The organism is Emticicia sp. (assembly GCF_043780375.1).
Taxonomy (GTDB): domain Bacteria; phylum Bacteroidota; class Bacteroidia; order Cytophagales; family Spirosomataceae; genus Emticicia.
On the sequence record NZ_JAYWCU010000238.1, the window covers coordinates 1 to 26627 of the forward strand.

Below are 26627 nucleotides of genomic sequence, written 5' to 3' on the forward strand. Positions count from 1 at the left end.
AAGCCTTATTCGGAAAATCAATGGAATAAGGTGATGGCAGTAGGCAGTGCGGTAGAGCAAGACCTTATCAAAGGTGATGTAAGGCTTACAATGGGTGGTGAACCAACCTTCATTTCGATAGATGATTTTGAGTCACCAGAATGGAATTCAACCGCCGATGGGCCACTTAAACGTAAATTGGCTTATGATTTAGCTCTTCGACTAAAAAAACGATTTGCTCATGGTGGATTGCTTCATTTCGGACAAGGAAAATGGTATCCTGGCGAATTATTTCCTCGTTGGCAATATGCACTTTATTGGAGAAAAGATGGGATTCCGATTTGGAAAAATGATGATTTGGTAGCCAAAGAAGGCGAAACTAAATTTACATTTCACGATGCCGAACGCTTTGCAATTGAACTCACAAAGTATTTGGGTATTGACATAAAAAACATTACACCAACCTACGAAGACCCCATTTATTGGGCTTTGGAAGAAGGGAAATTACCTGTCAATCTCGACCCTTTGGCAGTCAACCTAAAAGATTCTGTTCAACGACATACTTTAGCAAAACTCTTAGAAAAAGGTCTAAATAACCCTTCTGGCTTTGTTTTGCCTCTCAAATGGATACACGAATCAGAGCGTTGGGTAACTTGCGTTTGGGAATTCCGTCGTCAGCAATGTTATTTGATTCCTGGAAATTCTCCTATTGGTTTGCGTTTACCTTTAGAGTCTTTACCCGAAATGTCGAAGCTTAAAAGAGAGCATCCAGTTGAACGAAGTTCGTTTGAAGAACTCCCACCTTTAGGCGATTATGCCCAAACAGTCGAAGAACGATACGGCACTGTTTCTGCACCTTACAAAGCTCCTGAAAAGAAAAAAATTAAAGACGAAGAAAGCGAAAAACAAAATTTACTCTTTGAAATCGAGACTTTTCCAACGGCTATGTGTGTTGAAGAGCGTGACGGAATTATCTATGTCTTCCTTCCTCCAACCGATTACCTCGAAACTTATCTCGACTTAATTGCTTCAGTCGAAACTACGGCCGAAAAACTACAAATTCCTATCAGAATTGAAGGATATCAACCAAAATCTGATTATCGAATCGAGAAAATGATGGTTACACCCGACCCAGGGGTAATTGAAGTAAATATTCATCCAGCCAAAACATGGCAAGAAATTGTAGATAATACCACTGCTCTTTATGAAGAAGCATTTTTTGCTCGTTTAGGTACAGATAAATTTATGGTTGATGGTCGGCACACGGGTACTGGTGGTGGCAATCATGTAACGATTGGAGCTGCAAAACCCGAAGATAGTCCGCTGCTCAGGAGACCCGATTTGCTTCGTAGTTTAATTACTTATTGGCAACATCACCCTGCTTTGAGTTACCTTTTTGCAGGGCCATTTATTGGGCCAACGAGCCAAGCACCTCGCATTGACGAAGGGCGTGATGAGCGTCTTTATGAGATGGAAATTGCTTTTGAGCAAATTCCCGAAGATAAAGAAGTGCCATTTTGGATGGTTGATAGAATTTTTAGAAATTTATTGGTTGATATTACAGGAAATACACACCGTACCGAATTTTGTATTGACAAATTATATTCGCCTGACTCGCCAACTGGTCGCTTAGGAATTTTGGAACTGAGAGCATTTGATATGCCACCTCACAAGCACATGAATTTGGTGCAGACTTTATTAGTGCGTGCATTAGTAGCCAAATTCTGGAAAAACCCTTATAAGAAAAAACTTATACGATGGGGAACAGAACTACATGATAAGTTTTTATTACCACATTTTGCTTATTTAGATATGGTTGATGTGGTCAATGACCTAAAAGATGCTGGTTATGAATTTGATATTTCGTGGTTTGACCCTTTTTTTGAATTCCGATTCCCGCATCATGGAGGTATTACGGTTGATAATATTCAATTAGAAATACGCTTAGGAATTGAGCCTTGGCACGTTTTGGGTGAAGAATTATCTAATTCAGGAACAGCACGTTTTGTTGATTCATCGCTCGAAAGATTACAAGTAAAAGTTTCGGGAATAATTCCCGAACGCCATATTTTGTTATGCAAAGGTTGTCGAATTCCGTTGAGAAGTACAGGCACAAAAGGCGAATATGTAGCCGGAATCCGCTATAAAGCATGGAATCCACCTTCGGCACTACACCCCAATATTGGTGTTGATGTACCCTTAGTTTTTGATATTGTTGATACCTGGAACAACCGTGTATTGGGTGGTTGTACATACTTTGTTTCGCACCCTGGCGGTCGAAGTTTCGACACGTATCCCGTCAATAGCTATGAGGCCGAATCTCGCAAAATCAGTCGTTTTTGGGATTTTGGGCATACGCCATCTACTAATATCGAACAAACTGCCCCAGTGATTAATACACCAACGGTTTCGAGATTTGTGGCTCAAAATAAGTCAGACCTCAAACCTGATACTCCTATAGAATTGATAAATCCTGAGTATCCAAGCACTTTAGATTTGAGGCATTATTGGGTAGCAAAAAAATAAAAACTAAGTCAAGTGGTTTATAGTAGAAATACGTAATATTTATGTCACCTCAGCAAGCTATTGTCACCCTTAAATCCCTCTCCTTGCAGGAGAGGGATTTTTTAAGCGTTCCATTTTGTATTTTATATATGAATAAAACGGTGATTATCAACTATTTAAAACCCTTTCTTCGAAGAAAAGGATTGGGGTGAGGTGAAAAACACTTTGGACAAATTCAAGGTTTTATTGGGTTTTCCCAGTTAAAAACGACTATTTTGCCTAAGAGGTTGTTTAAGTTTTTTTTTGATGGTTAAAAATGACACTTTTTTGACTTAATTGAGCTAAAAATTATGAAATTTTGCGGGCAAAATGAGCAATTTTTAGCGAAGAGTAAGTTAAAAAGGTGCATTTTTAGCCCAAATCAAAAAACTTAAACAACCTCTAACATGGAGCAACAACCCGATAAAACCAACAAATGACAAAAGATATATCTTTGAGCCTTCTTAATTCATATAAAAAAGCGATTAATTCGTACGATGAAGTGATAGACCATAATGGTCAAGTGAAACCTTATTGGCAAAGCCTTTTTGATACTTTAGAATCGGTTGGTATGGTTGAATTAGAATTGAGGAATCAAGAAATTATCAATAAGCTCAAAGAAAATGGCGTAACTTATAATGTTTATGAGTCGAGTAATGGCATGAATCGCCCTTGGAAACTCGACCCAATTCCTTTCCTAATTCACCAAAAAGAATGGCAAGTTATTGAAAAAGGACTCAAACAAAGAGCTCATTTATTAGATTTGATTTTAAAAGATATTTATGGGCCACAATTATTAATAAAAAAATCGATTATTCCTGCCGAACTGGTTTTCGATAACACTGGCTTTTCGTTGCCATGCTCCGATATTAAGCAAAAACTGCAAAGTCAACTACTTTTGTATGCGTGTGACATGGCTCGTGGTCCCGACGGAAAAATGTGGCTCTTAGATAACCGTACCCAGTCACCTTCTGGCTCAGGTTATGCTCTCGAAAATAGAACTGTTATGAGCAAGGTATTTCCCGAACTCAATAAAAATATATATCGTAGTAAACTTTCTCCTTATTTCAACCATTTACAACAAACTGTTGCTACGCTGGGTAATATTTCCAACGAAAATCCAAACGTAGTTTTTCTCACTCCTGGACCAGGAAATGAAACTTATTTTGAACACGTTTATCTTTCTTCATTTTTAGGTTATACGCTTGTACAAGGCAGCGATTTGCTGGTGCGTGACGGTTTTGTTTGGTTAAAATCAATTGATCAATTGGAACGAGTTGATGTAATTATCAGACGTGTTGATGACGAATGGTGCGACCCACTGGAACTCAAAGAAAGCTCTCTTTTGGGTGTTCCAGGCTTACTGCAAGTGATGCGATTGGGTAATGTTGCTGTCCTAAATCCTCCTGGCACAAGTGTTCTTGAAAACTACGGTTTGATGGCATTTATGCAAAATGCCTGTAAGTTTTTGCTTGATGAACCATTATTGATGAATTCGGTGGCAACTTGGTGGTGTGGTCAGCCCAAAGAATTGAATTTTGTGTTGGAAAATATACCAAAACTCATTATAAAAAAAGCTAATCGAAAGCAAGGGTTCAAGTCGATTTATGGACGAATGCTAACCAAAGCACAATTGGTTGAACTTCAAAATATGATTCGCAAAAATCCGAAAGATTTTGTAGCTCAACAAGAAGTTAGTTTATCAACAACCCCTTCGTTTATTGATGGTAAATTAGTTCCACGATTTGCCGCAATGAGAGCATTTTTGGTGTCGGATGGCAATGATTATAAAGTAATGCAAGGTGGACTTACCCGCAGTTCGCCTGTTAAAGATAAGTTTGTAATTTCGAATCAATTGGGTGGACTATCGAAAGATACTTGGATTGTAACAGATACTCAAAACGAATATTATGAGCGAATTGTGGTGCGGAAAAATACGAGTAACCAACACAGTAACTCACTGACAAGTCGGAATGCTGAAAATCTTTTCTGGGTAGGTCGACTCTGCGAACGCACGATGGCTTTGACGAGTTTTTTGAAAATAATTTTAAATCGTCTCAACGAAAACGTCAACCATGAAGGCAAAAAACAACCTGAATATCTGATAGTTTTGCTCAAATCACTAACGCATCTTACGCTGACTTACCCAGGTTTTACAGAGGAAGATGATGAGTCGATTTTTGAAAATCCGAATGCCGAATTATTGACTTTGATAACTGATACCAAAAAAAGGGGGTCGGTAGCTTACAATATTAAGACATTGATTAATACTATCAATCAAATAAGCGAAAAGTGGAATCACGATACTCGTCGAATTATTAATTTATTGGAAGATAGTCTTTTTACACTCAAAGATTCAAATTCGAGTAGCCTCAGTCATGTTAATCATGGGCTTGATATGCTTTATACTCGACTTTTTGCTTTTTATGGTAATATTTTTGAAACACTGCCGAGAGACAATGGCTTTTATTTATGGGAAGTCGGAAAAAATATCGAACGAATTTTATCACTGATCTCTATTTTACGTTCATCTTTTAGCTTCAAAAATAACGATGAAGTAGAAAATGTATTGATGGAAGCTGTTTTAGAAAACCATCATTTATTGGCCCAATACCGAAACATTTATAAGTCTCATTTGAGCTTAGTAGCGGTTTTGAATATGCTTTTTTTAGAAAAAAACTTACCTTATACGCTTTCATATTTATTAGATGCTCTGGCTAATTGCTTATCGAAATTACCAAAAAGTATTGACCCAAATCGTCTAAATATGGCAGAAAAAACAGTTTTGGAGGCAAGTACTAAAATAAAATTAATTGATGCTGAAAGTTTAATAAAAGCCGATAAAGAAAATCAATATAGAGCAGGGTTAGACCAAACATTAGCACAAGTTTTTGAGTTAATTTCGAGCGTAACGAGCAATCTTACAAGTTTGTATTTCAATCATTCGGTTATTCAACATTCGTTCTTAGACACAATTGAAAAAATAAATTCTGATGAGATATAAGCTAAGGCATCAAACCATCTATTCTTATGTAAATTCTGTTGATAATTACCAGAGTGTGCTATGTTTGCAACCTCAAACGCTGCCTACACAAATATGCCACAGTTTTAATTTAGCCATTGAGCCTAGTCCAATAAAAATCTATTCCCGAAAAGATTATTTTGGTAATACACAGTCCTATTTTTCGTTACATGAGCCGCACAAAAGGCTTGTGGTTATAGCAACGAGCGAAATTGAGGTTTTACCAAAAGCTTTGCCCATAATTAGCCCGATTACTTGTGAAGAAGCCAGCATATTATTTAGTCATAATCAAGCCTTAAAAATCGAACTTTTACAATATCAATTACCTAGTCATTTTATAGATTGGGATGATGAAATAAAAGCATTTGCTCAAACCTGCCTTAGGCCTAATACGCCACTTTTTGAAGGGGTCAGACAATTATCTGCTAAGATTTTTACCGAATTTCAATTCAAATCAGGCTTTACAAGTGTCAATACGCCACTCAAAACTGTATTAAAAGAAAGAAAAGGCGTTTGTCAAGATTTTTCTCATTTGGCAATTGCTTGTCTGCGAAGTATGGGTTTGGCAGCACGTTATGTGAGTGGTTACCTCGAAACAATTCCACCAATAGGCAGGCAAAAACTCCAAGGCTCTGATGCTTCTCACGCTTGGATTTCGGTGTATATCCCCCAAATGGGCTGGTGCGAATTTGACCCAACTAACAATATTATTCCGCAAGAAAGACACATTATTACCGCTTATGGTAGAGATTACGCCGACGTTGTTCCACTTAAAGGTATCATTTTTAGTTCGGGCGACCACAAAGTAAAAGTTGAAGTAGATGTAGTTGGGGTGGATGGGTTTTTCTGAAATATTTTATTATTCAAACCTAGTAGAGACACAACGCATTGCATCTCTACTGAAAAAATGATATTATTTTTGATATTTTTATTCTAATAAACAGAAAGTAACATGTCAACCTCAACAAAACTCTCCGACCAAGAACAAGTGAGCGAGCATATAGCCAAACTTGAGCCTGAATTTGGCAAAATTATTGAGGCCATTAGGCAAATTATTTTAAGCACCAGCTCCGAAATTGGTGAACGAATCAAGTGGAACAATCCAAGTTTTTATTATACGGGCGAAATGAAACCTTTCGACCCGAAGGAATATAAAAGAGACATCATTGTTTTGAATCTACACAAAAACCGAATAATGTTGGTTTTCCCGAGTGGAGCAAAAGTTAATGACACATCGGGCTTACTTGAAGGCAATTATAGTGATGGTAGAAAACTTGCTATATTTAAAGATATGAAAGAAGTAAAATCTAAAGAGCAACTCTTACAAAATATTATTAAAATATGGATAAAGTTGTTGGATAAATAATTCTAACTGTTTATCCAACAATTATAAGAAATCGACTTCTAAATTTTTATCTTAGGTTTTATCAAAACACCTCTCTCGCAACTGCCATCGTAGTATCAGACTTGCTCATTGTATAAAAATGAAGGGCAGGAACGCCAAAATCAATCAATTCTCGACATTGCTGAATCGCCCATTCTATACCTAATTGTTTGGCTTGTTTATCATTTTCGCAACTTAAAACTTCTTTTCTGAAAGCCTCTGGCATATCAAGATAAAATAATCTTGGCAAAATATCTAATTGCTTTTTGGTTGCCAAAACTTTCAAACCTGGAATAATTGGAATCGTGATGCCTTCGGCTCGACATTTATTTACGAAATCAAAATACTTCTGGTTATCAAAAAACATTTGAGTTACTACGTAATCGGCACCCGCTGCTACTTTTCGCTTCAAATTTTCCATATCTTGCTCTAAGTTTTGAGCTTCAAAATGTTTTTCGGGATAAGCCGCTACACCAATACAAAAATCACTGGCATTTAAATATTCAGCATCTTCGTGCAAATATTTACCTTTATTCATTGCCTGAATCTGTAAAACTAACTCATTAGCATATAAATGCCCATCTTTTTTTGCCTTGAAAGTATCATAAGGTTTGGCAAAATCGCCTCGCAAAGCCATTACATTATCAATGCCTAAATAGTTTAGGTCAATTAATAAATCTTCGCTATCATCTTTTGTGAAACCTCCACAAAGTACGTGAGGCACAGGATCAATTTTAAATCTGTGCATGATTGATGAACAAATACCGACCGTTCCTGGGCGTTTTCGAGTTCTAATTTCTTTGGAAGTACCATCTGGCAATTGCTTGGTAAAATATTCTTCACGGTGAAAAGTAACATCAATAAAAGGCGGCTTGAGTTCCATCATTGGCTCAATCGCTTGCATCAAATCATTAATATTCGAGCCTTTGGTTGGTGGAATGATTTCGATAGAAAAAATCGGTTTTCCGTTATTGTTTTTGAGATGTTCGGTTACTTTTGCCATTAAATTGTAAATTATCTTTATTTCAAAGCAAAAATAGATATATTAATTACAAAAACAAATATTTGTAGTTAATTTATCTTTTATTTTTACATTATGTAGTTATATTTTTTATAATGAAAATGTTATAAATAAAAAATTACCTTAGTTTAAAAACATAAAATAGCGGTAAAACTAGTCAAATCGCCACATAAAAATATTGTTTATCGTTGAAATTTGCTTAGTACCAATGTTATGAAAACTGTTATGAAAACTAAAACCAAAAAAGTTCGCTTTGGTATTTAGGAGGCAACAAAAAAGGGAATAAATAATAACGAAACATAAAATCTTGCCGTTTAAATAAGTACTTCAACGACTATGTATTTTTAATCCAAAAACATCTTTCCATCAAAACTTATTTCATTAGACATTCGTTGTACAATTAAAATCATATTTTATATTAACAAAACTACTATTAAAGATGAAAAAAATAGTTCTTCTATTATCTATTTGTATGTTTGCTGTTACATTTGAGGTAGCTGCTCAAACTACCCCAACCGCCACTACTGTCGCACCCGTTGACACCTTGGTTCTAAAGGAATATGTTGGCAAATACAAATTAAAAGATTCTCCTATCGAAGATTTGATAGTTACAATACAAGGTGGAAAACTCATGGGAGAAGCCGTTGGACAAGGTTCTGCTCAACTTGCTCCTACCGCCGAGATTGATATTTATGAAGTTGTAGGTTATGGTGGAAAAGTTGAGTTTATTAGAAACGAAATGAAGTCTATCGTCAAAATAAAATTGAGTGTTCAAGGAGCTACAATGGAAGGTGAGAAACAGCAATAAATACTTCTAAAAACATAAAAAAGCCCCAAAATTTATGATTTTTGGGCTTTTTTATATTTGTTTTTTATTCTACCACTATCTTACTGCCACCACTGTAACTGCGATAATCACCATTATACATGGCATCGGCAGCCACTGGCCCGAGTATGAACTTACCTCTCGAAACTACTCTTACTAAATAATAAAAAGTTTTTTCTGTGGCATCGGCTGTAGTGTAAAAATTGATTCTATCATCACGAATATCAAAATGCTGAGGTGTCGAAGCATTTTTTATCCAAGTCATATTTCGGTCTTCGTTGAGTCTTGGATTTTCAATTTCAAATGCCGCAGGAAGCATATCGGTTACCACTACGTTTTCAACTGGGGTACCGAGCGTACTGCTAATACTTAATTTTACAACTACTAACTGATTTTGCTTAAGACTTCCACTAATTGGTTGCCCTGTTCGACTTAAAAATTGTCGGCGAACTTTCAAGAAAACATCTTCTTCTTTATATGTTCCTGTCGCACTTAAACCTTCCTGTTGAGCAAAATAATAAAGGCTTCCTTTGCCTTTTGCAGCTACACTTACAAGTTTTCCTGCAACACCTTTTTCTAAGCTTAAATCTGTTCCTGCAAAGTTGGCTAAAATCTTGTTATCTACTGATAATGAAGCGGTTACATCAGATTCTCCACTGCGTTTAGCTATTTTTCCTAATGCCAAAAAGCTAAAAACTGACTCTTGCGTAGATAAGTAAGGTGTGCTTTTGATAGTTTGAGATAATATTCTTGCCAATTTTGGAATCTGCAAGTTTTCGGGGTCAGATTCTACCAAACTATTCAACGAAATAGCCAAATTTCTGATAGGCGAAGCAAAACTTCCACCAGTTTGTTTTTGTGTATTTTCGATAGTATAATCTTTCGGCAATAATTGCTTGAAACTGCTTTCATCGCCAATTTGGGCAAAACTCGCACCAAGCATATATCGCTCATCGGTTGTCAATAAGTTTAGATTTGATTTATAATAATTCATCACTGGCTGATTGGCTTTGCCTGCCATTGCAAGCGTATAAAGCGAATAAATCATTTCGTGTTTGGCAATTGTTCGGGTTGTCCAAGAACCATTCTCATTATAAATATAATCAGTTTCTGTCAAATCTTGCATTGAAGTTTTAGTTGTCAAATAATCGAGCATTTTGTTCAAAACGCCTTGATTCACTTCAAAATCAGTCTTTTTAGATTCTAATAAAAAATGTGCCGCAAAAGCAGTTCCCCACCAACTTTCGCTTTCGCCACCTTGCCAATAACTCACTGCTCCACTCGCCAATTGCATATTTTCTACCTTATAAATGGCAGCTTGTACATTAAATTGTGGATTCCAGTCATTTGCTCCCGAAACCTTCAAGGAACGAGAGTTTTTGGCAATGGTTTTCGTAAATTCAGCAAAATATAATTGAGGAAAAGCCTTTGAAATTGTCTGCTCGATGCAACCATGCGGATAGCCTAACAAGTAATCTAATTGCTTGGCAAACTGCACCATCGGGGAGCGACTGACCAACAAACTTGCTTGGGCAGTACCAACCATATAATCATTTACAAGATTGATAGTTTCTGTTTTTCCAGTCAAAACCACACCTGACATTGAAGTTTTTAGCAGTGAAGTAGTTGGTCGAATAGTCAAATCTATATTTTCAGAAAACTTTTCTTTGAAACCATTTACCACAACTGCAATACTCCCCATACCAATAGCGGTAGGTGCTTTTATACTAAACATTGTGCGAACTTCTTTTCCTGCAGGAACTGTAACTGATTGATTATTAGCACTTTGCAAAACTAAACCGCCAGTCAGATTAACCGAAACATTGGTCGTTGTAGCCGTTTTTGTGGTATTTGTAATCGTAACAGGAATTACCACTTCATCGTTTGGACTCAAAAACTTTGGAGCTCCCGTGCTTATTACGATTGGGTCTTTTACTTTCATGTTGGCATTAGCCGAACCAAAAGCCTCATCTTTATAAGCAACTGCCATGATGCGTAAATCGCCAGAAAATTGTGGAATTTCAAATTCGAATTCTACTTCACCGCCCACGCCAGTTTTCAAGATTCCAGACCAAACTGACATTAATTTTGAACGCCCGTTGCTTAATGGATTTACTCGTTTTTCAAGATTATAACCATCTCCACCTGTGCTGCTACTTGCCAAGGATAATTCAGGAAAAAGGAATTGATAAAGGTCATGGCTGCTTACTTCTAATGCTTGTTTTTGATAAAAATAATTATAGATATCGGGTGTTTTGAAATTTTTAATTTGCAAAATTCCTTCATCAACTACCGAAATCGTGATTTCGGTATTGGCTTTTGTTTTTATCGTAACTTTTTGCTTGCGTTTCGAGCGTGATTCTTTCACTGCTACAATTTCGATTGGTAATTGATTCGACGGTTTTTCGACTTTCATCGGAGCAAACCCATGAGCAACTGTGAGTGGCATATCATTACTTTTCATTGGTCTAATAAGTGTTGCTGTAACATAGACATTTGGCAACATTTCTTCGGTAATTTTAATGTCAATTTCTGCCGATTTTTTATCCGTTTCTACATAAAAATGCTCCAAAACTTTACCTTTTTCGACGGTTATGAGCATTTTTCCTACAAAAGGAGTTTTCATCAAAACCTTTGCTTTATCACCTATTTCATATTTTTCTTTATCAAATTCCATCAAAACTTGCCCTTCGTTGCTCACTTCAAACGAACTACTTGAGGTACTTCCGTAGCCATAGGCATAAAATTGTCGAGAAGAATAGCTTTTTGCTCCTGTCTGTGCAATGCGAATTTCGTACTCGCCCGATACTTGAGGAATGAATTTAATTGAAGATTTTCCTGACGAAAAGCTCACTTCTTTGGTCTGAACTAGTTTCTCTTGTCTCTTAGAATTATACTTTATTACGCCATCAGTTTTCTCGACAACAGTCTGATAATCAATGCGATAGACCGAAACTTCGGCACGGGCAGATTTAGCTTTTCCTTCGGTTGATACGGCTACCAATGGGATATTCATTGGTACGTGCGTACCGACATAATAATCGGACAAACCGATACCATAAAATGTTTCTTGCGTGAAGACTTCAAAACTTTTAACTCGATTAAGTGGGCGACCCGTTTCATCAAAAACAGTTACAAAAACTTTGCCTTCCAGCAAACCCATATCTTGATAAGTGGTGGCTAATTGAAACGCTTGCTTTGCCTGTCCATTTTCATCAGTTGTGCCTTGACGCAAATCATGCTCAAATTTCGTATCATTCTGAATATCAAACGAATAGCCCTCAAACCCTTTAGCAAAAAAAGCTTTACGTTTCAAACTAAAATCCATTTCATAATTTCGATTTGATGCTGGCGGGCCAAACAAATTAGTTGCTGTTGCCAACATTTGCACCATTTCGCCAGAGCGATAAATATCTTTTGCTGTAACATCAACTTTAATGCGGTCGGGCATAAACTCTTCAATACTAATCGATTTTGAAGTTAGCAAAACATCATTTCCATTCAAAATTTCGATGGTGTAAGTGCCCGTTACGGCAGCACGGTCAAGCGGAATAGAAGTGTCTATTGCTCCTTGTGTATTGGTATTTTTCAAAAAAGACTTAAACTCTCGTCCGTTAGGTAATAAAAGTCTGATTTTTAGCGGAATTTCGTCGGCAGAAGCCCATTTTGCATCACGCAAAACAATATTGAAATGAATGGTTTCGCCAGGACGATAAATATCACGGTCTCCATACACAAAAGCATCAAAACCCGTTGAGTTTGCACGCTTGCCTTCCACTTCAAAACGTGAAGTTTCTATCTGAGTATCTTCCAATAACATATAATTAAAATCGTCTTCTGTACGAGCCGTAATCATTGCCAAATTGAAATTTGGAGCTTTTTCTTTTAGATTTTCAAAAATGATAACACCCTTACTATCAGTTTTTTGCGTTTCCATTATTTGGTTGTTTGTCGAAATTAGTTTAATCTCGACATTACCCATCGGCTCGGCATCAATGATTGAATTGACAAAAACCATCAGCTCGTTTCCATCGGCAGATTTTTTGGCGATAATACCCAAATCTGACACCGAAACAAGCTTTGTTGCATTTTGATAATATTCGTCATTTGAGTTGAGATTGACTAAATAAACACCTCGTAATTTGCCTTGTTCGGGCATCGGCATATTCAGCACTGAAACACCATGAAGTTTCGACAAATTTCCTGTTTCGATGGTGCGGTCAATGATTATATCGCTATAAAGCCCTTGGTCGTCTGTGTTATAATTGAAACCATTAGGCGTACTTTGTTCGCCATTATAATCGTAGTTTTCGTAGCGGTTATTACGGACATAAGAAAGCAAGTTATTTTCATAAATTTTGACAACTTTCAACTGAACTTTGGGAATATTAGTAATGCGAATACCCACATTTCGGCTACCTTTTGAAGACAAATACAGCCCTTTTTTGCTTGTAAACTCGATACTTGCGGGCATTTCTCCAAAGAATAAATCTTTAGTTATTTCAGCATCTAATTTTGCTCCGAGTGTTCCACGAAGGTTGTCTTTTATTGTTAAAGTGTACGCTTCTGAGGCACTGAAAAAACCTTTGATGATAAAACCGTTTTCGATTACTTCGGTTTGGGTTTCTACGGCAGGTTCAATTTTGAAAGCATCTTTTAGATTATCAGCTGCAATTTGTTGTGTCGTAATTACTTTTACAAACCCTTGGTTTTTCTCAAAACCACTTTCAATATCAACAACTTTTACGACATAAGGAGAAGGCAAAACACATTCCAATTCAACTACTTCTTGCGTTGTTCCTACACTTCCTGCTATTTTTACACCTTTTCCGATGGTTGCCTTGAGCGGACTTTCATCTTTTAACGAAGGGGCATTTTCTAATGACAAAAGTACTTTTTGGTCATTGGGAGAACTATTCAAATTGAATTTTGTGTCAATATTTTCAATCGCCACTTTCAAAAAATTGGCAATATCGATTTCCTGCACAGGGTAATTAAAGTCTATTTTTGCTTTGGCAATCGGCTTACCATCAGCACCCTTCATCCAATAACTTTCTACCTTTTGAGCTTGTAAGTGTGGCGTATGAAACTCGAAAGATTCGTTGCCGACACTATAATTTTTGGTAGCCGATTTTCGTAAAATTTCTTTCGTCACAACTGCTTTATAATTGGTTGCTCCTTTAAAGCCATTACTTGGAGAAAAAACCAATTCATTTTTTGCCGACCATTTAAAAACACCTTCTACTTTTGGCTCAATTCTCACGTATTCAATGGCTTCCCAATTTTCTAAATCACTGTCAGAAACCAAATCTTTATTAAATGTAAAAACTAAATTTTGTGCTTGTTGTATTTCATCTTCAAAATTTCGAGCGGCAATGTTCACTTCATTGAGTTTTGAACAGCCTATAAATAGATAGGAAATCTGAAATATAAAATATGCAAAAAAAAGAACACGCACATAACCTGTAGCTTTTGTGCGATAGAGAAGAAGTTTCATTGGCGATGAAATATTTTAATTGGTTTCGGGCTTATTAACGTGGGAAGTTCGTAAAATTATAGCAAATTATCAAAAATATTTTTGTGGAGATGTAAAACCTTCGTCTTACCAAAAAAACCTAACAACTAATGAAGATTTTTAATTGTCAGGCTTTTATAAAATAACTAAAATTAATATTATCACTTTTTATACCTTCCTTTTCAGCTCAAAATTCTGTCCAAGATATACTTTTCTTACCAATTCATCACTTGCCAATTCTTCGGCTGTGCCTTCTCGGAGTATTTTCCCTTCAAAAAGCAGATAAGCTCTATCGGTGATAGAAAGCGTTTCATTTACGTTATGATCAGTTATCAAAATTCCGATATTTCGGTCTTTCAATTTGGCTACAATTCCCTGAATCTCTTCTACGGCTATTGGGTCAACGCCAGCAAAAGGTTCATCTAATAAAATAAATTTAGGGTCAACAGCTAAAGCACGAGCAATTTCGGTACGTCGCCGCTCACCTCCCGAACAAACGATTCCTTTGTTTTTACGAACATGCGTTAAGCTAAATTCTTCTAATAATACTTCTGTTTTTTCTTTTCGTTCGATTTTTGACAGGTGAGGTTTTGCTAATTCTAAAATGCCCAAAATATTTTCTTCGACCGTCAAATCTCGAAAAATAGAGGCTTCTTGTGCCAAATATCCTACGCCTAATTTGGCACGCTGATACATCGGTAATGAAGTAATATCCAAGTCATCAAGCCACACTTTTCCACTATTAGGTTTTACTAAACCCGTAGCCATATAGAAAGAAGTAGTTTTCCCTGCACCATTTGGACCCAAAAGCCCAACAATTTCGCCCTGCCCAACTTGGTAGCTGACATTATTATTAACTAAGCGTTGTCCGTATTTTTTTATTAAATTTTCTGTTCTTAATATCATATTTTTTGGTCGAAAAACTTAGTACGACGGATTTCCTACATCTGTTATCACAAAGACGGATTAGGAAATCCGTCGTAGATTAAGTTCAAAATTACAATTTTTCAGTACAAATCTCCTGTTAAAGTTTGTTAAGGTTAGAAAAACAAAAGTATTCTTCAATATTTTACATCCTTCAACATTAACTGTAATGTTGTATTATTATTGAAAGTATTTTCATCAATTTGATAAGCAATGCTGAAATATTTGGTTGAGTTCAGCTTGGCAAAATGCTCTTCAACCATTCCAAAACCTACGGCTGTGAAAATCGCCCCTGTTTCTTCCTCAAAAAGTTCGAGGCGAAGATGTTTTTCTTTCATTACTCTTGGAGCATATTTAAGCGTAAGGTTTTCGCTTACAAAAATAGGCTGCATATTTTCCGGTCCAAAAGGAGCCATAAGATTCATTATTCTGTAAAATTTGGACGAAATTTCGGCTAATTTTATTTTTAAATCAATTTTTACTACTGGCGTAAGTTGCTCCATGGTAATGGTTTTTGAAACAATTTTATCAAAAGCCATGCGAAATGCTTCAATATTTTCAATCGGAAGCGTCATACCTGCTGCGTGGGTATGACCGCCAAATTGCTCAAGCAAATGGGCACATTCTTCAATCGCTCCGTACAAATTAAATCCTGCAACTGAGCGAGCCGAACCTGCTGCTTTTTCATGCGATTTTGTCAAAATAATGGTCGGACGGTAATACTTTTCGATGCAGCGACTCGCCACAATTCCGATTACGCCTTTGTGCCAATCTTCACGATAAAGCACCGTACTTTTGGCGGTATTGAGTAGCCATTCGTCGCCCTCAATCATTGCTAAAGCCTCTTCTGTAATGCGAGAATCGAAAGTTTTTCGCTCCGTATTTTGCTTCTGAATTTCACCTGCAAACTCCAAAGCCTCGTCATAATCATTTGATAATAAGAGTTGTACGGCTGCTTTGGCGTGTTTAATCCTTCCTGCGGCGTTGATTCTCGGGCCTAAAACAAAGACAACGTTTTCGATGGTCATTAGGGTTTTAAAGCCTGCAATTTCTTTCAGAGCCTTCAAGCCAATTCTTGGATTTTCGTTCAATTTTTTCAAACCAAAATAAGCCAAAACTCTATTTTCTCCCGTAATCGGCACAATATCAGAGCCTATACTGACTACGCACAAATCTAAAAATTCAAAAAGATTTTCGAGTGGAATTTCATTGCGTAAACAATAAGCTTGTAATAATTTGAAACCTACGCCATTTCCAGTCAGTTCTTTGTAAGGATAAAGACAATCTTTGCGTTTTGGGTCTAAAACTGCCACTGCATCGGGTAGATTTTCGTCAGTTTCATGATGGTCGCATATAATAAAATCTATGCCAAACTTTTGTTTTGCCAAGCTTACTTTACTTTGTGCTTTGATACCACAATCTAAACAAATTACGAGCGAAACGCCCTGTTCAGCTGCCCACTCAATACCTTGTACCGATACCCCATAACCTTCTTCGTATCGGTCGGGATTATAGTATTCTAAATTGCCATAAAATGTTGATAGAAAGCCATATACAAGAGCAACCGCTGTTGTACCATCTACATCATAATCGCCATAAACCATTATTTTTTCGCCATTTTCGATGGCTTCCATGAGTCGATTAACAGCTTTTCCCATATCTGCCATCAGAAAAGGGTCGTGTAAATGTTCAAGTTTTGGGCGAAAAAAATCTTTTGCTTCATCAAAATCTATTATACTACGCTGTACAAGCATCGAAGCAAGTGCTTTATCGATGCTCAATGACTCTGCTAAATCATTGACTATCTGAGAATTAGGGACTGCTTTATACGACCAACGTTTTTCTGACATTATGATTTTGGTGAAATTGAGATGCGAAATTAAGGATTTATTTTGGGGAACAATATACATATTTACCACAGAAGAGATTGAAAATGACAAAAACAGCAAGCATCTTTATAAAATCTTTATATTCACAGCTATTTGTTTTACTTTTCATTTATAAACTTCCCCCTACATTTGCAATGTCAAAAAAAATATTTATGAAGCAGCATTTTGCCAATAAAAATATTCAACCAAGAAAACAACTATCTAAACAATCATATTTTATAAGTGTTACGGTTATTTGTTTGGTTTCGGCGATTTGCTATCCTTTTACAGCTTTGATTGGTTATCGAACGGTTGCACTGATATTACTTTTTACAGTTTCACTGCTTGCCATGAAACTAAGTTTGTATCCAGTCTTGTTGGCGGCATTTCTGAGTGCTTTGATTTGGGATTTTTTCTATATTCCACCTCATTTTACTTTTTTGGTATCAAAATCGGAGGATATGCTGATGTTGGGAATGTATTTTATTGTAGCAATGCTTAATGGCGTGCTTACATCCCGAATAAAACATTTTGAGGGTTTGGCTATACAAAGAGAAGAACGGGTAAATGCTTTGAAATTATACGATACAATATTCAATTCTATTTCGCACGAATTCAGAACGCCAATAGCCACCATATTAGGGGCATCGGACAACTTATTGACACAAAATGCAAAATTTGATGAAACAACTAAACAAAAGTTGTATCAAGAAATAAGCACTGCTACCGAAAGGCTCAATCGTTTGGTAGATAATTTTCTGAATGTTTCGAGGCTTGAATCTGGCTCAATTCGTCCAAAATTAGATTGGTGTGATATCAATGAATTACTTTATTCGGTAGTAAATCGCTTAGAAAAAGAACTAATTAACCATCAAGTTACAGTTAAAGTACCGCAAAATATTCCTTTTTTTAAATTAGATTTTGTATTAATGGAGCAAGCAATTTACAATATCGTTTATAATGGCTCTATTTATACACCCAAAAATTCGACCATTACACTCACGGCAGCCAACCTTAGCAATCAATGCTTTATAACAATTGCCGACAATGGAAAAGGCTTTACACAACATGATTTGGAACAAGTTTTTGCAAAGTTTTATCGCTCAAATGAAGAAAAAACGGGCGGATTAGGTTTAGGTTTATCAATCACCAAAGGCTTAATTGAAGCTCATGGCGGAACAATCAGGGTAGAAAATGTAGCAGGAAGTGGTTCACTTTTTACAATAATAATTCCAACTGACGTAAATTGGGGCAATGATATACTAAATTGACGTAGAAGTCCTTAACGACCATTTTATGAACAGCCCAACGATATTAATTATTGACGACGAAACCCAAATTCGTAAACTCCTAGAAATTACGCTATCTGCCAATAATTTCAAGGTTCATGAAGCAAGTACGGGCAAAGAAGGCTTGATTAGTGCTGCCACCCGCCCGCCCGACATGATTCTGCTGGACTTGGGTTTGCCCGACGAAGATGGACAGGTTATTTTGAAAAAATTAAGAGAATGGTACAAAGCACCGATTATGATTTTGTCGGTACGAGATAACGAAGACGATATTGTGCGAGCATTGGATAGCGGAGCCAATGATTATTTGACAAAGCCGTTTCGCACTGGCGAATTGCTTGCACGTATCAGAACTGCTTTACGATTGGCTCAAAATACTGAAAATATTCCTTTGGTTGAATACGGGAGTTTAAGCATTGATTTTACCGCTCGAATTGTTAAAAAAAACCAAGAAGTTTTGAAATTAACTTCAACCGAGTATCATCTTTTAACACTCATGGCACAAAATGAAAGTAGAGTTTTGACCCATCAATTTATTTTGAAAGCCGTTTGGGGACCAAGTTATTTGGAACAATCGCAATATTTAAGAGTTTTTGTTGGGCAACTCCGAAAAAAAATAGAAGATAATCCAAATCAACCCAAATTTATAATTACCGAATCGGGCGTCGGATACAGATTCGTTGGTGGGGAGAAATGAACAAAAACCTAAACAATTATCAATTATCATACTCACTATCATCTTATTACTCGCAGGCGTTGTTTGCTTCGCCTTATTTTACAAAGCAATTGATTTTTTTGAAAACATTTAAACAATTTCCACCATGATGATTTTCCTTTTTGTCCTCTCAATCGCAGTTTTTGTCTATCTGTGCTATGTGCTTTTAAAGCCCGAAAAATTCTAAAATAAACTTCTAAACGTACAAATTACGCTAATCAACATTGTTGATGAAGGCTATTATTTTGCACAAAAATTTTACAAACAATGAATACTGAAATTCTTGGAATCATACTGATGTTTATCCTAACAGTCCTTTTGGCGATTCCATTGGGCAGATACATCGCAAAGATTTATTCGGGCGAAAGCACTTTTCTCGACCCTATTTTTAATCCTTTAGAAAAACTCTTTTTCCGCATTTCTGGCATCAATGTTCGCCAAGAAATGACTTGGAAACAACATTTAGTTGCCTTACTAACCATCAATTTTTTGTGGTTTTTCTGGGCAATGTTTATATTGATGAACCAAGGTTGGCTACCGTGGAATCCAGATGAAAACCCTTCGATGACAGCCGATTTAGCATTTAATACCGCTATTTCTTTTGTGGCTAATACCAATTTACAACACTATTCGGGTGAAACAGGAATGTCATATTTAGGGCAAATCGTCTGTTTGACATTCTTTCAATTCATTTCGGCAGGTGCAGGTATGGCAGTTTGTGCTGTAGTTTTCAATGCTATGAAAGCACGCACAACCGATAAGTTAGGCAATTTTTATAATTATTTCCTCAAATCTTGTACTCGAATTTTGTTGCCGCTTTCGCTCATCGTAGCCATCATTGTTGCGTTCAACGGAACACCGATGAATACTGAAGGAAAAGCCTCATTTATTTCTATGCAAGGCGATACCGTTCAGGTTTCGAGAGGGCCAGCAGCGGCAATGGTTGCCATCAAACAATTAGGCACAAACGGTGGTGGTTATTTTGGTGTAAACTCCGCTCACCCGCTCGAAAACCCTAATTATCTGACCAATATCGTGGAAGATGTCAGCATTATTTTAATTCCAATTGCGATGATTTTTGCCTTGGGTTTTTATCTAAAACGCAAAAGATTTGCATGGGTGATTTTTGGTGTGATGACCATTGGCTTTTTATGCTTTTTGATTCCATCGGTTTATTTAGAAATGAAAGGGAATCCAGCCATTTCGAGTATGGGAATTGCTCAACAAATGGGTAGCATGGAAGGCAAAGAAGTTCGTTTTGGCTCGGCGGCTTCTGCCTATTGGGGCATCACAACAACAGTTACCTCGAATGGTTCGGTCAATGCAATGCACGATAGTTTTACGCCACTAACTGGAATGTTCACTTTACTTGGAATGATGGTTAATGCCTTTTATGGGGGTGTAGGCGTAGGTTTTCTTAATTTTTATATCTTTATCATCATCGCCGTTTTTATTTCGGGTTTGATGGTTGGCAGAACACCCGAATTTATGGGTAAAAAAATTGAGGCACGAGAAATGAAAATTGCTACGATTATCGCTCTCTTACATCCATTAATGATTTTGGCTGCAACCGCTCTTTCATCTCATGTTTTTGTAGCAAATCCAGACATTGGTTGGTTAAATAACCCTGGCTTTCATGGCTTCTCCGAAATGCTTTACGAATACACTTCATCGGCAGCCAATAATGGTTCAGGCTTCGAAGGCTTGGGCGATAATACTGTTTGGTGGAATGTTACTTGTGGAATCGTAATGATTTTGAGTCGTTTTTTACCAATCATCGGGCCAGTGGCTATTGCAGGAATTTTGGCAAGCAAAAAACACATTCCAGAAAGTGCAGGAACATTAAAAACTGATACTTCGACATTTGGCTTAATGGTTTTTGCAGTAATTATGATTTTGGCTGCCTTATCGTTTTTTCCAGCTCTGACACTTGGACCAATTTCTGAGTTTTTCTCAATTCGTTAGGAAATTTGATTTGCGATGAATAACAAAACTTTATACAAAGTCATTGATTCGGACGAATGTATATTTTCATCACTACCAATGTGCTGATGAAAAGGAGAAGTTTCAATATCAGTATGGTATGGCGAATTGTCCCACCTGATTATAAGTTCGTTATCAACATTCATCCATTGATAGCCATACTCAAACCATTGAGATTCTTGAATAGTAACTTCGCTTACATATAAAATAGAATCATCAATTAATTCAAATTTCATTTTGACTTTGGTGATGTCATTTCGGCGAATGTTTGTTATCAAAAAAGCATTTTTAATCAGATGATTGAAGTCGGAATAGTTGGGTATCATAGAAGTTTTGCTAATCTTTTTTCGTTGATACGCAAAACCTCTGATTCAGCTCTCCATTCCATTCCATCATCTTCTTTTTCAAGAAGTTCAAACTGAGTTATTTGGTGGAATTTTTCAAAAAACTCTTGGTAATTCATGCCATATTTTTTTTCATAAATACCCAGAATCTGAAGAGATTCTTGCATATCCTTCAAAATATCATCTTTGATTTTTTGAAGAGCAAATTCACTAACAGAGTTAAAACCTCTGCTATGCACGGCATTTTCGAGTTCTATGGTTTGTTGAAGTTCCATTGCTGTCTTATTAATATTTGAAACATTAGCTGTCATAAACTTGATATTTTTCTCAAAATTACAAAAAAATATGAAATCTCAATCAACATCGCTTTTTCAAGCGGATTTAGTAAAAGAAGCTCTGAAAGCCTCTTTTGTTAAATTAAATCCAAAAATAATGTTCCGAAATCCTGTGATGTTCACAGTCGAACTCGGAACGATTGTTATGCTTGTCGTAACTATTTTTAGCTTAAATAATTCCTCACAAGGCTCATTCGGGTATAATTTTACTGTTTTTTTAGTTCTTTTTGCCACATTACTTTTTGCCAATTTTGCCGAAGCCATCGCCGAAGCACGTGGCAAAGCCCAAGCCGATTCGCTCCGAAAAACCCGTGAAGAAACTCCTGCGAAAGTTATCAGAGTCATTGGTGAAATGTACACTAACGAAATCCAAATAGTGAGTTCATCTCAACTTAAAAAGGGTGACGTTTTTGTCTGTGAAACAGGCGACACTATTCCAACTGATGGCGAAATTATTGAAGGTTTAGCAACCATTGACGAGTCAGCCATCACAGGAGAATCTGCTCCCGTAATCAGAGAGTCGGGCGGTGATAAATCATCAGTAACGGGCGGAACAAAAGTGCTTTCTGACAAAATAAAAGTTATCGTAACAACCGAACCTGGCGAAAGTTTTTTAGATAAAATGATAGCATTGGTAGAAGGTGCTTCTCGCCAAAAAACACCGAATGAAATCGCCTTAACTATTTTATTGGCTGGTTTCACACTCATTTTTGTTATTGTTTGCGTAACCCTCAAACCATTCGCCGATTATGCCAATACACCAATTACTATCGCGGCATTTATTTCGCTATTTGTTTGCTTGATTCCGACCACAATTGGCGGTCTTTTGTCAGCAATAGGTATCGCAGGAATGGACAGAGCTTTACGAGCAAATGTTATCACAAAATCAGGAAAAGCCGTAGAAACTGCCGGAGATATTGATGTTTTATTATTGGACAAAACAGGAACAATCACCATCGGAAATCGTAAAGCTACAAATTTTTATCCTGCTAATAACATTGACAATCAACGCTTTACCAATGCAGCGGTGCTTAGTTCGTTAGCAGATGAAACCCCCGAAGGAAAATCAATTGTAGAATTAGCAAGCATTCAAGGAGCAAAAGCATCGACCCTTTCTAATGATACAGAATTCATTAAATTTACCGCTGAAACTCGTTCATCTGGCGTAAATTTACCCAACGGAACGAGAATCAGAAAAGGGGCTTTTGATGCCATGCGAAACTTATCAGAAAAAGCAGGAAATAAGTTTCCAGCCGAAGTTGCCGAGCAAGTAAAAACTATTTCAAGCAATGGTGGTACACCTTTGGTTGTAACAGAAAATGAGCAAGTTTTGGGCGTGATTGAGTTACAAGATATTATTAAACCAGGTATTCAAGAGCGTTTTGAACGGTTGCGTAAAATGGGGGTAAAAACTGTGATGGTTACAGGTGATAATCCCTTAACAGCCAAATATATTGCTGAAAAAGCGGGTGTTGATGATTTTATTGCGGAAGCAAAACCCGAAGATAAAATGAATTATATTCGTGCCGAACAAGCCAGTGGGAAATTAGTAGCCATGATGGGCGACGGCACAAACGATGCCCCAGCACTCGCACAAGCAGATGTAGGTGTTGCAATGAATTCGGGAACAGCCGCAGCAAAAGAAGCTGGAAACATGGTTGATTTGGACAATGACCCAACGAAATTGATTGAGATTGTAGAAATTGGAAAACAACTATTGATGACTCGTGGAACACTCACCACTTTTTCGATTGCCAATGATGTTGCCAAATATTTTGCCATTGTTCCCGCGTTATTTATTGCCAGCATTCCTGCACTAAAAGGCCTGAATATCATGAATTTACATTCACCAGAAAGTGCAATTTTATCAGCCGTTATTTTTAATGCAATCATTATTCCTGCATTGATTCCCCTAGCTCTAAAAGGCGTTGAATACAAACCAATTGGGGCAAGTGCATTGCTTCGTCGTAACCTATTGATTTATGGCGGCGGGGGCATTATTATTCCATTTATTGGCATTAAACTAATTGATTTATTGGTAGCAAATTTTGTATAAACTATTAATAATGATAGATTTAAGAAATACAAACAATCATTCACTCATTCAAAATTCATAAAATGAAATCTCAAATATTACCAGCAATCAAACTCACTTTTTTATGTTTGGTGCTACTCGCAATTATTTATCCGCTCAGTATTTTGGGTATTGCTCAATTTGCTCCAAACAACGGAAAAGTACAATTTATAGAAAATAACGGAAAAATTGTTGGAGCAGAAAATATAGGTCAAAAATTCGATAAAGACAACTATTTTTACAGTCGCCCATCGGCTGTCAATTATAATGCCGCAGGGTCGGGCGGCTCAAATAAAGGGCCTTCAAATCCTGATTATTTAGCTGTTGTTCAGGCACGTATTGATACTTTCTTGGTACACAACCCTACAGTTGAAAAAACTGATATTCCATCCGAATTAGTTACGGCATCGGGCAGTGGACTTGACCCGCATATTTCGCCAGCTGCCGCATTGGTTCAAGTTGATAGAATTGCTGAAATTAGGGATATTACCAAAGAAAATTTAGTTAAACTTATTGGGACTCAAACCGAAAAACCATTATTAGGTTTATTTGGTACTACAAAAATCAATGTTTTAAAGCTAAATTTGGCTTTGGATAATCTAAAATAATTTTTTTAATGAAAATACTTCTTGTTGTGTTTTTGAGCAGTTTTTTTACAACAGTATTTGCTCAAAACGACACTATTAAATCGCCACTAACTTTTACGGGGTACATCGAAACTTATTATACTTATGATTTTGGTAACCCTGCCAATCACACTCGACCAACGTTTGTTTATTCACACAATCGCCACAACGAGGTAAACCTTAATTTAGGTTTTGTAAAGGCCGCATACGAAAAAAACAATGTGAGAGCTAACCTTGCATTGATGACGGGAACTTATGCTAATGCCAACCTTGTGGCCGAACCAAACGTATTGAAAAATATTTTGGAAGCTAATGCAGGTGTAAAAATATCAGCAACTAAAAATCTGTGGCTTGATGCAGGCATTTTTGCCGCTCACATTGGCTTTGAGAGTGCCATTAGCAAAGATTGTTGGACACTCAGCCGCAGTATTTTGGCCGACAACTCGCCGTATTATGAAAGTGGCGTTAAGGTTGCTTATACATCTGATAATGCAAAATGGTTTTTGAGTGCTTTGGTACTTAACGGCTGGCAGCGGATTCAGCGAATAGATGGCAATAATATGCCCGCTTTTGGGCATCAAATTACTTACAAACCCAACCAAAAAATTACACTCAACAGCAGTTCATTCGTCGGTAGCGACTCGCCCGACAGTGTGCGTTTAGTGCGGTATTTTCATAATTTTTATGCCATTTTTCAAGTACACCAAAGGTTTGGCTTAACGCTTGGCTTTGATATTGGTTTGCAGCAAAAAAACCCTAAAAGTAATCAGTATAACACTTGGTTTTCGCCCGTTTTAATTGCCAAATTTTCGCCCTCGGCCCGACTTAATATTGCAGCACGAACCGAATATTATGCCGATAAAAACCAAGTAATTATTGTCACTGGTAGCCAAAACGGTTTTCAGACTTATGGAAATTCGGTCAATATTGATTACAAAATCACTGACAATTTGGTTTGGCGAAGCGAATACAAAATACTTAGCAGTAAAGACAAAATCTTTACCGAAGGCACACAAACTAATAACCATTTATTACTTACCTCTTTAGCTATTTCTTTTTAAATGAAAGATAAATCGGCAGCATATTTTTTGGATTTAATTAAAAAATCTAAGCGAGGTAAATTCAAGATTTACATTGGTATGAGTGCGGGCGTGGGCAAAACCTTCCGAATGTTGGAAGAAGCCCATGCCATGCTAAGAAATAACATTGATGTAAAAATTGGGTATATCGAAACCCATAATCGAAAAGAAACCCATGCCCTGATTGAAGGTTTACCAATTATTCCCCGCCGAAAACTCTTTTATAAAGGAAAAGAATTGGAAGAATTTGACCTGCAAGCTACCATAAATCTACATCCTGATGTTGTCATTGTTGATGAATTGGCTCATACAAACATTGAAGGCTCTAAAAATGAGAAACGATGGCAAGATGTAATGGATGTTTTGGATGCCGGTATCAATGTTATTTCTGCTCTTAATATTCAACATATTGAGAGCTTAAATGCTGTTATTCAGCAAGTTACAGGTATTGAAGTAAAAGAACGAGTGCCTGACTTGGTACTACAACAAGCCGATGAAGTAGTAAACATCGACCTCACCGCCGATGAGTTGATTATGCGTTTGAAGGAAGGGAAAATATATGATTTGAAAAAGGTAGAAACGGCTTTAAACAACTTTTTTCAAGCAGATAAAATTTTGCAATTACGTGAAATAGCCCTCAAAGAAGTTGCTCACCAAGTAGAACGAAAAGTAAATACCGAAGTTACTAAAACCAAGTTAAAACACGAGCGTTTTTTAGCTTGTATCAGTTCAAACGCCGAAACGGCCAAAACTGTGATTCGAAAAACTGCTCGTTTAGCTTCCCATTATGACTCCCAATGGTTTGTTCTTTACGTTCAACGACCGTCAGAATCGAGTGATAAAATCAATTTAGCTACCCAGCGGCATTTAATCAATAATCTAAAAATGGCAACCGAACTTGGAGCTAAAATCATCAGGATTCAAAGTGATTCGGTAGCAAAAGCAATTATAGAAATTGCCGAAAAACAGCAAATTACGACCATTTGTATAGGAAAACCTCATTTCAATTTGTTTAAGATTATTTTGGCAACCAACCCATTTAACCAATTACTTAAAAAACTTTCTCAGTCAGAAATAGATTTAATAATTCTATCTTGAA

Annotated in this window: 19 protein-coding genes; 13 read left to right on the forward strand and 6 right to left on the reverse strand. The window is 36.7% G+C overall.

The window, feature by feature from the left end; all coding sequences use genetic code 11:
• The 4 genes from ACH2CJ_RS18070 to ACH2CJ_RS18085 all read left to right on the forward strand — a co-directional run.
• Positions 1-2505: DUF2126 domain-containing protein (locus tag ACH2CJ_RS18070; protein ID WP_394994874.1), on the forward strand; the 2505-nt coding region annotated here is incomplete at its 5' end.
• A 454-nt stretch (positions 2506-2959) separates the two neighbouring features.
• Positions 2960-5527, forward strand: a complete 2568-nt coding sequence (locus ACH2CJ_RS18075) for a circularly permuted type 2 ATP-grasp protein (RefSeq protein ID WP_394994876.1) — start codon at positions 2960-2962, stop codon at positions 5525-5527.
• A complete protein-coding gene (locus ACH2CJ_RS18080; protein ID WP_394994879.1) occupies positions 5517-6395 on the forward strand; it encodes a transglutaminase N-terminal domain-containing protein in 879 nt (292 codons plus the stop codon). Before ACH2CJ_RS18075 ends, ACH2CJ_RS18080 begins: the two co-directional genes overlap by 11 nt.
• Positions 6396-6497: 102 nt before the next feature.
• Positions 6498-6911 carry a DUF1801 domain-containing protein gene (locus ACH2CJ_RS18085; protein WP_394994881.1) on the forward strand — a complete coding sequence of 138 codons (414 nt, stop codon included), beginning with the start codon at positions 6498-6500 and terminating at the stop codon, positions 6909-6911.
• Positions 6912-6972: 61 nt separating this feature from the next.
• Here ACH2CJ_RS18085 and metF read toward each other — a convergent pair whose 3' ends face one another.
• The gene (gene metF, locus ACH2CJ_RS18090) at positions 6973-7932 is read right to left on the reverse strand and encodes a methylenetetrahydrofolate reductase [NAD(P)H] (protein ID WP_394994884.1); all 960 of its coding nucleotides are present in this window, start codon (positions 7930-7932) and stop codon (positions 6973-6975) included.
• 457 nt (positions 7933-8389) lie between these two features.
• Between metF and ACH2CJ_RS18095 the strand changes: the two genes are divergently transcribed.
• Positions 8390-8758, forward strand: coding sequence for a hypothetical protein (locus tag ACH2CJ_RS18095; protein ID WP_394994887.1), 369 nt, complete (start codon positions 8390-8392; stop codon positions 8756-8758).
• Positions 8759-8822: 64 nt separating this feature from the next.
• On the opposite strand, the gene ACH2CJ_RS18100 is transcribed toward ACH2CJ_RS18095, so the two are convergent.
• The 3 genes from ACH2CJ_RS18100 to recJ form a co-directional block, all read right to left on the reverse strand.
• Positions 8823-14273 carry an alpha-2-macroglobulin gene (locus tag ACH2CJ_RS18100; protein ID WP_394994889.1) on the reverse strand — a complete coding sequence of 1817 codons (5451 nt, stop codon included), beginning with the start codon at positions 14271-14273 and terminating at the stop codon, positions 8823-8825.
• Between the two features lie 186 nt (positions 14274-14459).
• Positions 14460-15197, reverse strand: coding sequence for an LPS export ABC transporter ATP-binding protein (lptB, locus tag ACH2CJ_RS18105; RefSeq protein WP_394994892.1), 738 nt, complete (start codon positions 15195-15197; stop codon positions 14460-14462).
• Between the two features lie 155 nt (positions 15198-15352).
• Positions 15353-17065: a single-stranded-DNA-specific exonuclease RecJ gene (gene recJ / locus ACH2CJ_RS18110; protein ID WP_394994895.1), complete on the reverse strand. Its 1713-nt coding sequence runs from the start codon at positions 17063-17065 to the stop codon at positions 15353-15355.
• 173 nt (positions 17066-17238) lie between these two features.
• Here recJ and ACH2CJ_RS18115 point away from each other — a divergent pair, with 173 nt between their 5' ends.
• From ACH2CJ_RS18115 to kdpA, 4 genes are all read left to right on the forward strand, one after another.
• Complete coding sequence (locus ACH2CJ_RS18115; protein WP_394994898.1) at positions 17239-18354, forward strand: ATP-binding protein; 1116 nt, start codon at positions 17239-17241, stop codon at positions 18352-18354.
• A 25-nt stretch (positions 18355-18379) separates the two neighbouring features.
• Complete coding sequence (locus ACH2CJ_RS18120) at positions 18380-19069, forward strand: response regulator (protein ID WP_394994901.1); 690 nt, start codon at positions 18380-18382, stop codon at positions 19067-19069.
• Positions 19070-19196: 127 nt separating this feature from the next.
• A complete protein-coding gene (gene kdpF, locus ACH2CJ_RS18125; protein ID WP_394994942.1) occupies positions 19197-19274 on the forward strand; it encodes a K(+)-transporting ATPase subunit F in 78 nt (25 codons plus the stop codon).
• An 80-nt stretch (positions 19275-19354) separates the two neighbouring features.
• Entirely contained in the window at positions 19355-21052 is a 1698-nt protein-coding gene (gene kdpA, locus ACH2CJ_RS18130; protein WP_394994904.1) for a potassium-transporting ATPase subunit KdpA, read from the forward strand.
• Here the strand turns inward: kdpA and ACH2CJ_RS18135 are convergent.
• Positions 21049-21306 carry a DUF6516 family protein gene (locus ACH2CJ_RS18135; RefSeq protein ID WP_394994906.1) on the reverse strand — a complete coding sequence of 86 codons (258 nt, stop codon included), beginning with the start codon at positions 21304-21306 and terminating at the stop codon, positions 21049-21051. The two genes, kdpA and ACH2CJ_RS18135, sit on opposite strands and share 4 nt — an antisense overlap.
• 86 nt (positions 21307-21392) lie before the next feature.
• Positions 21393-21725 (reverse strand): hypothetical protein, encoded by a 333-nt coding sequence (locus ACH2CJ_RS18140; RefSeq protein WP_394994909.1) that lies wholly within the window; start codon positions 21723-21725, stop codon positions 21393-21395.
• 34 nt (positions 21726-21759) lie between these two features.
• Here ACH2CJ_RS18140 and kdpB point away from each other — a divergent pair, with 34 nt between their 5' ends.
• The 4 genes from kdpB (at position 21760) to ACH2CJ_RS18160 (ending at position 26626) form a co-directional block, all read left to right on the forward strand.
• Entirely contained in the window at positions 21760-23805 is a 2046-nt protein-coding gene (gene kdpB, locus ACH2CJ_RS18145; protein ID WP_394994912.1) for a potassium-transporting ATPase subunit KdpB, read from the forward strand.
• A 62-nt stretch (positions 23806-23867) separates the two neighbouring features.
• On the forward strand, positions 23868-24431 hold the full coding sequence (locus ACH2CJ_RS18150; protein ID WP_394994914.1) for a K(+)-transporting ATPase subunit C: 564 nt from the start codon (positions 23868-23870) through the stop codon (positions 24429-24431).
• An 8-nt stretch (positions 24432-24439) separates the two neighbouring features.
• Positions 24440-25510 (forward strand): porin, encoded by a 1071-nt coding sequence (locus tag ACH2CJ_RS18155; RefSeq protein WP_394994917.1) that lies wholly within the window; start codon positions 24440-24442, stop codon positions 25508-25510.
• Complete coding sequence (locus tag ACH2CJ_RS18160) at positions 25511-26626, forward strand: sensor protein KdpD (protein WP_394994920.1); 1116 nt, start codon at positions 25511-25513, stop codon at positions 26624-26626. It begins immediately after the preceding gene.
• The last annotated feature ends 1 nt before the right edge of the window (position 26627 follow it).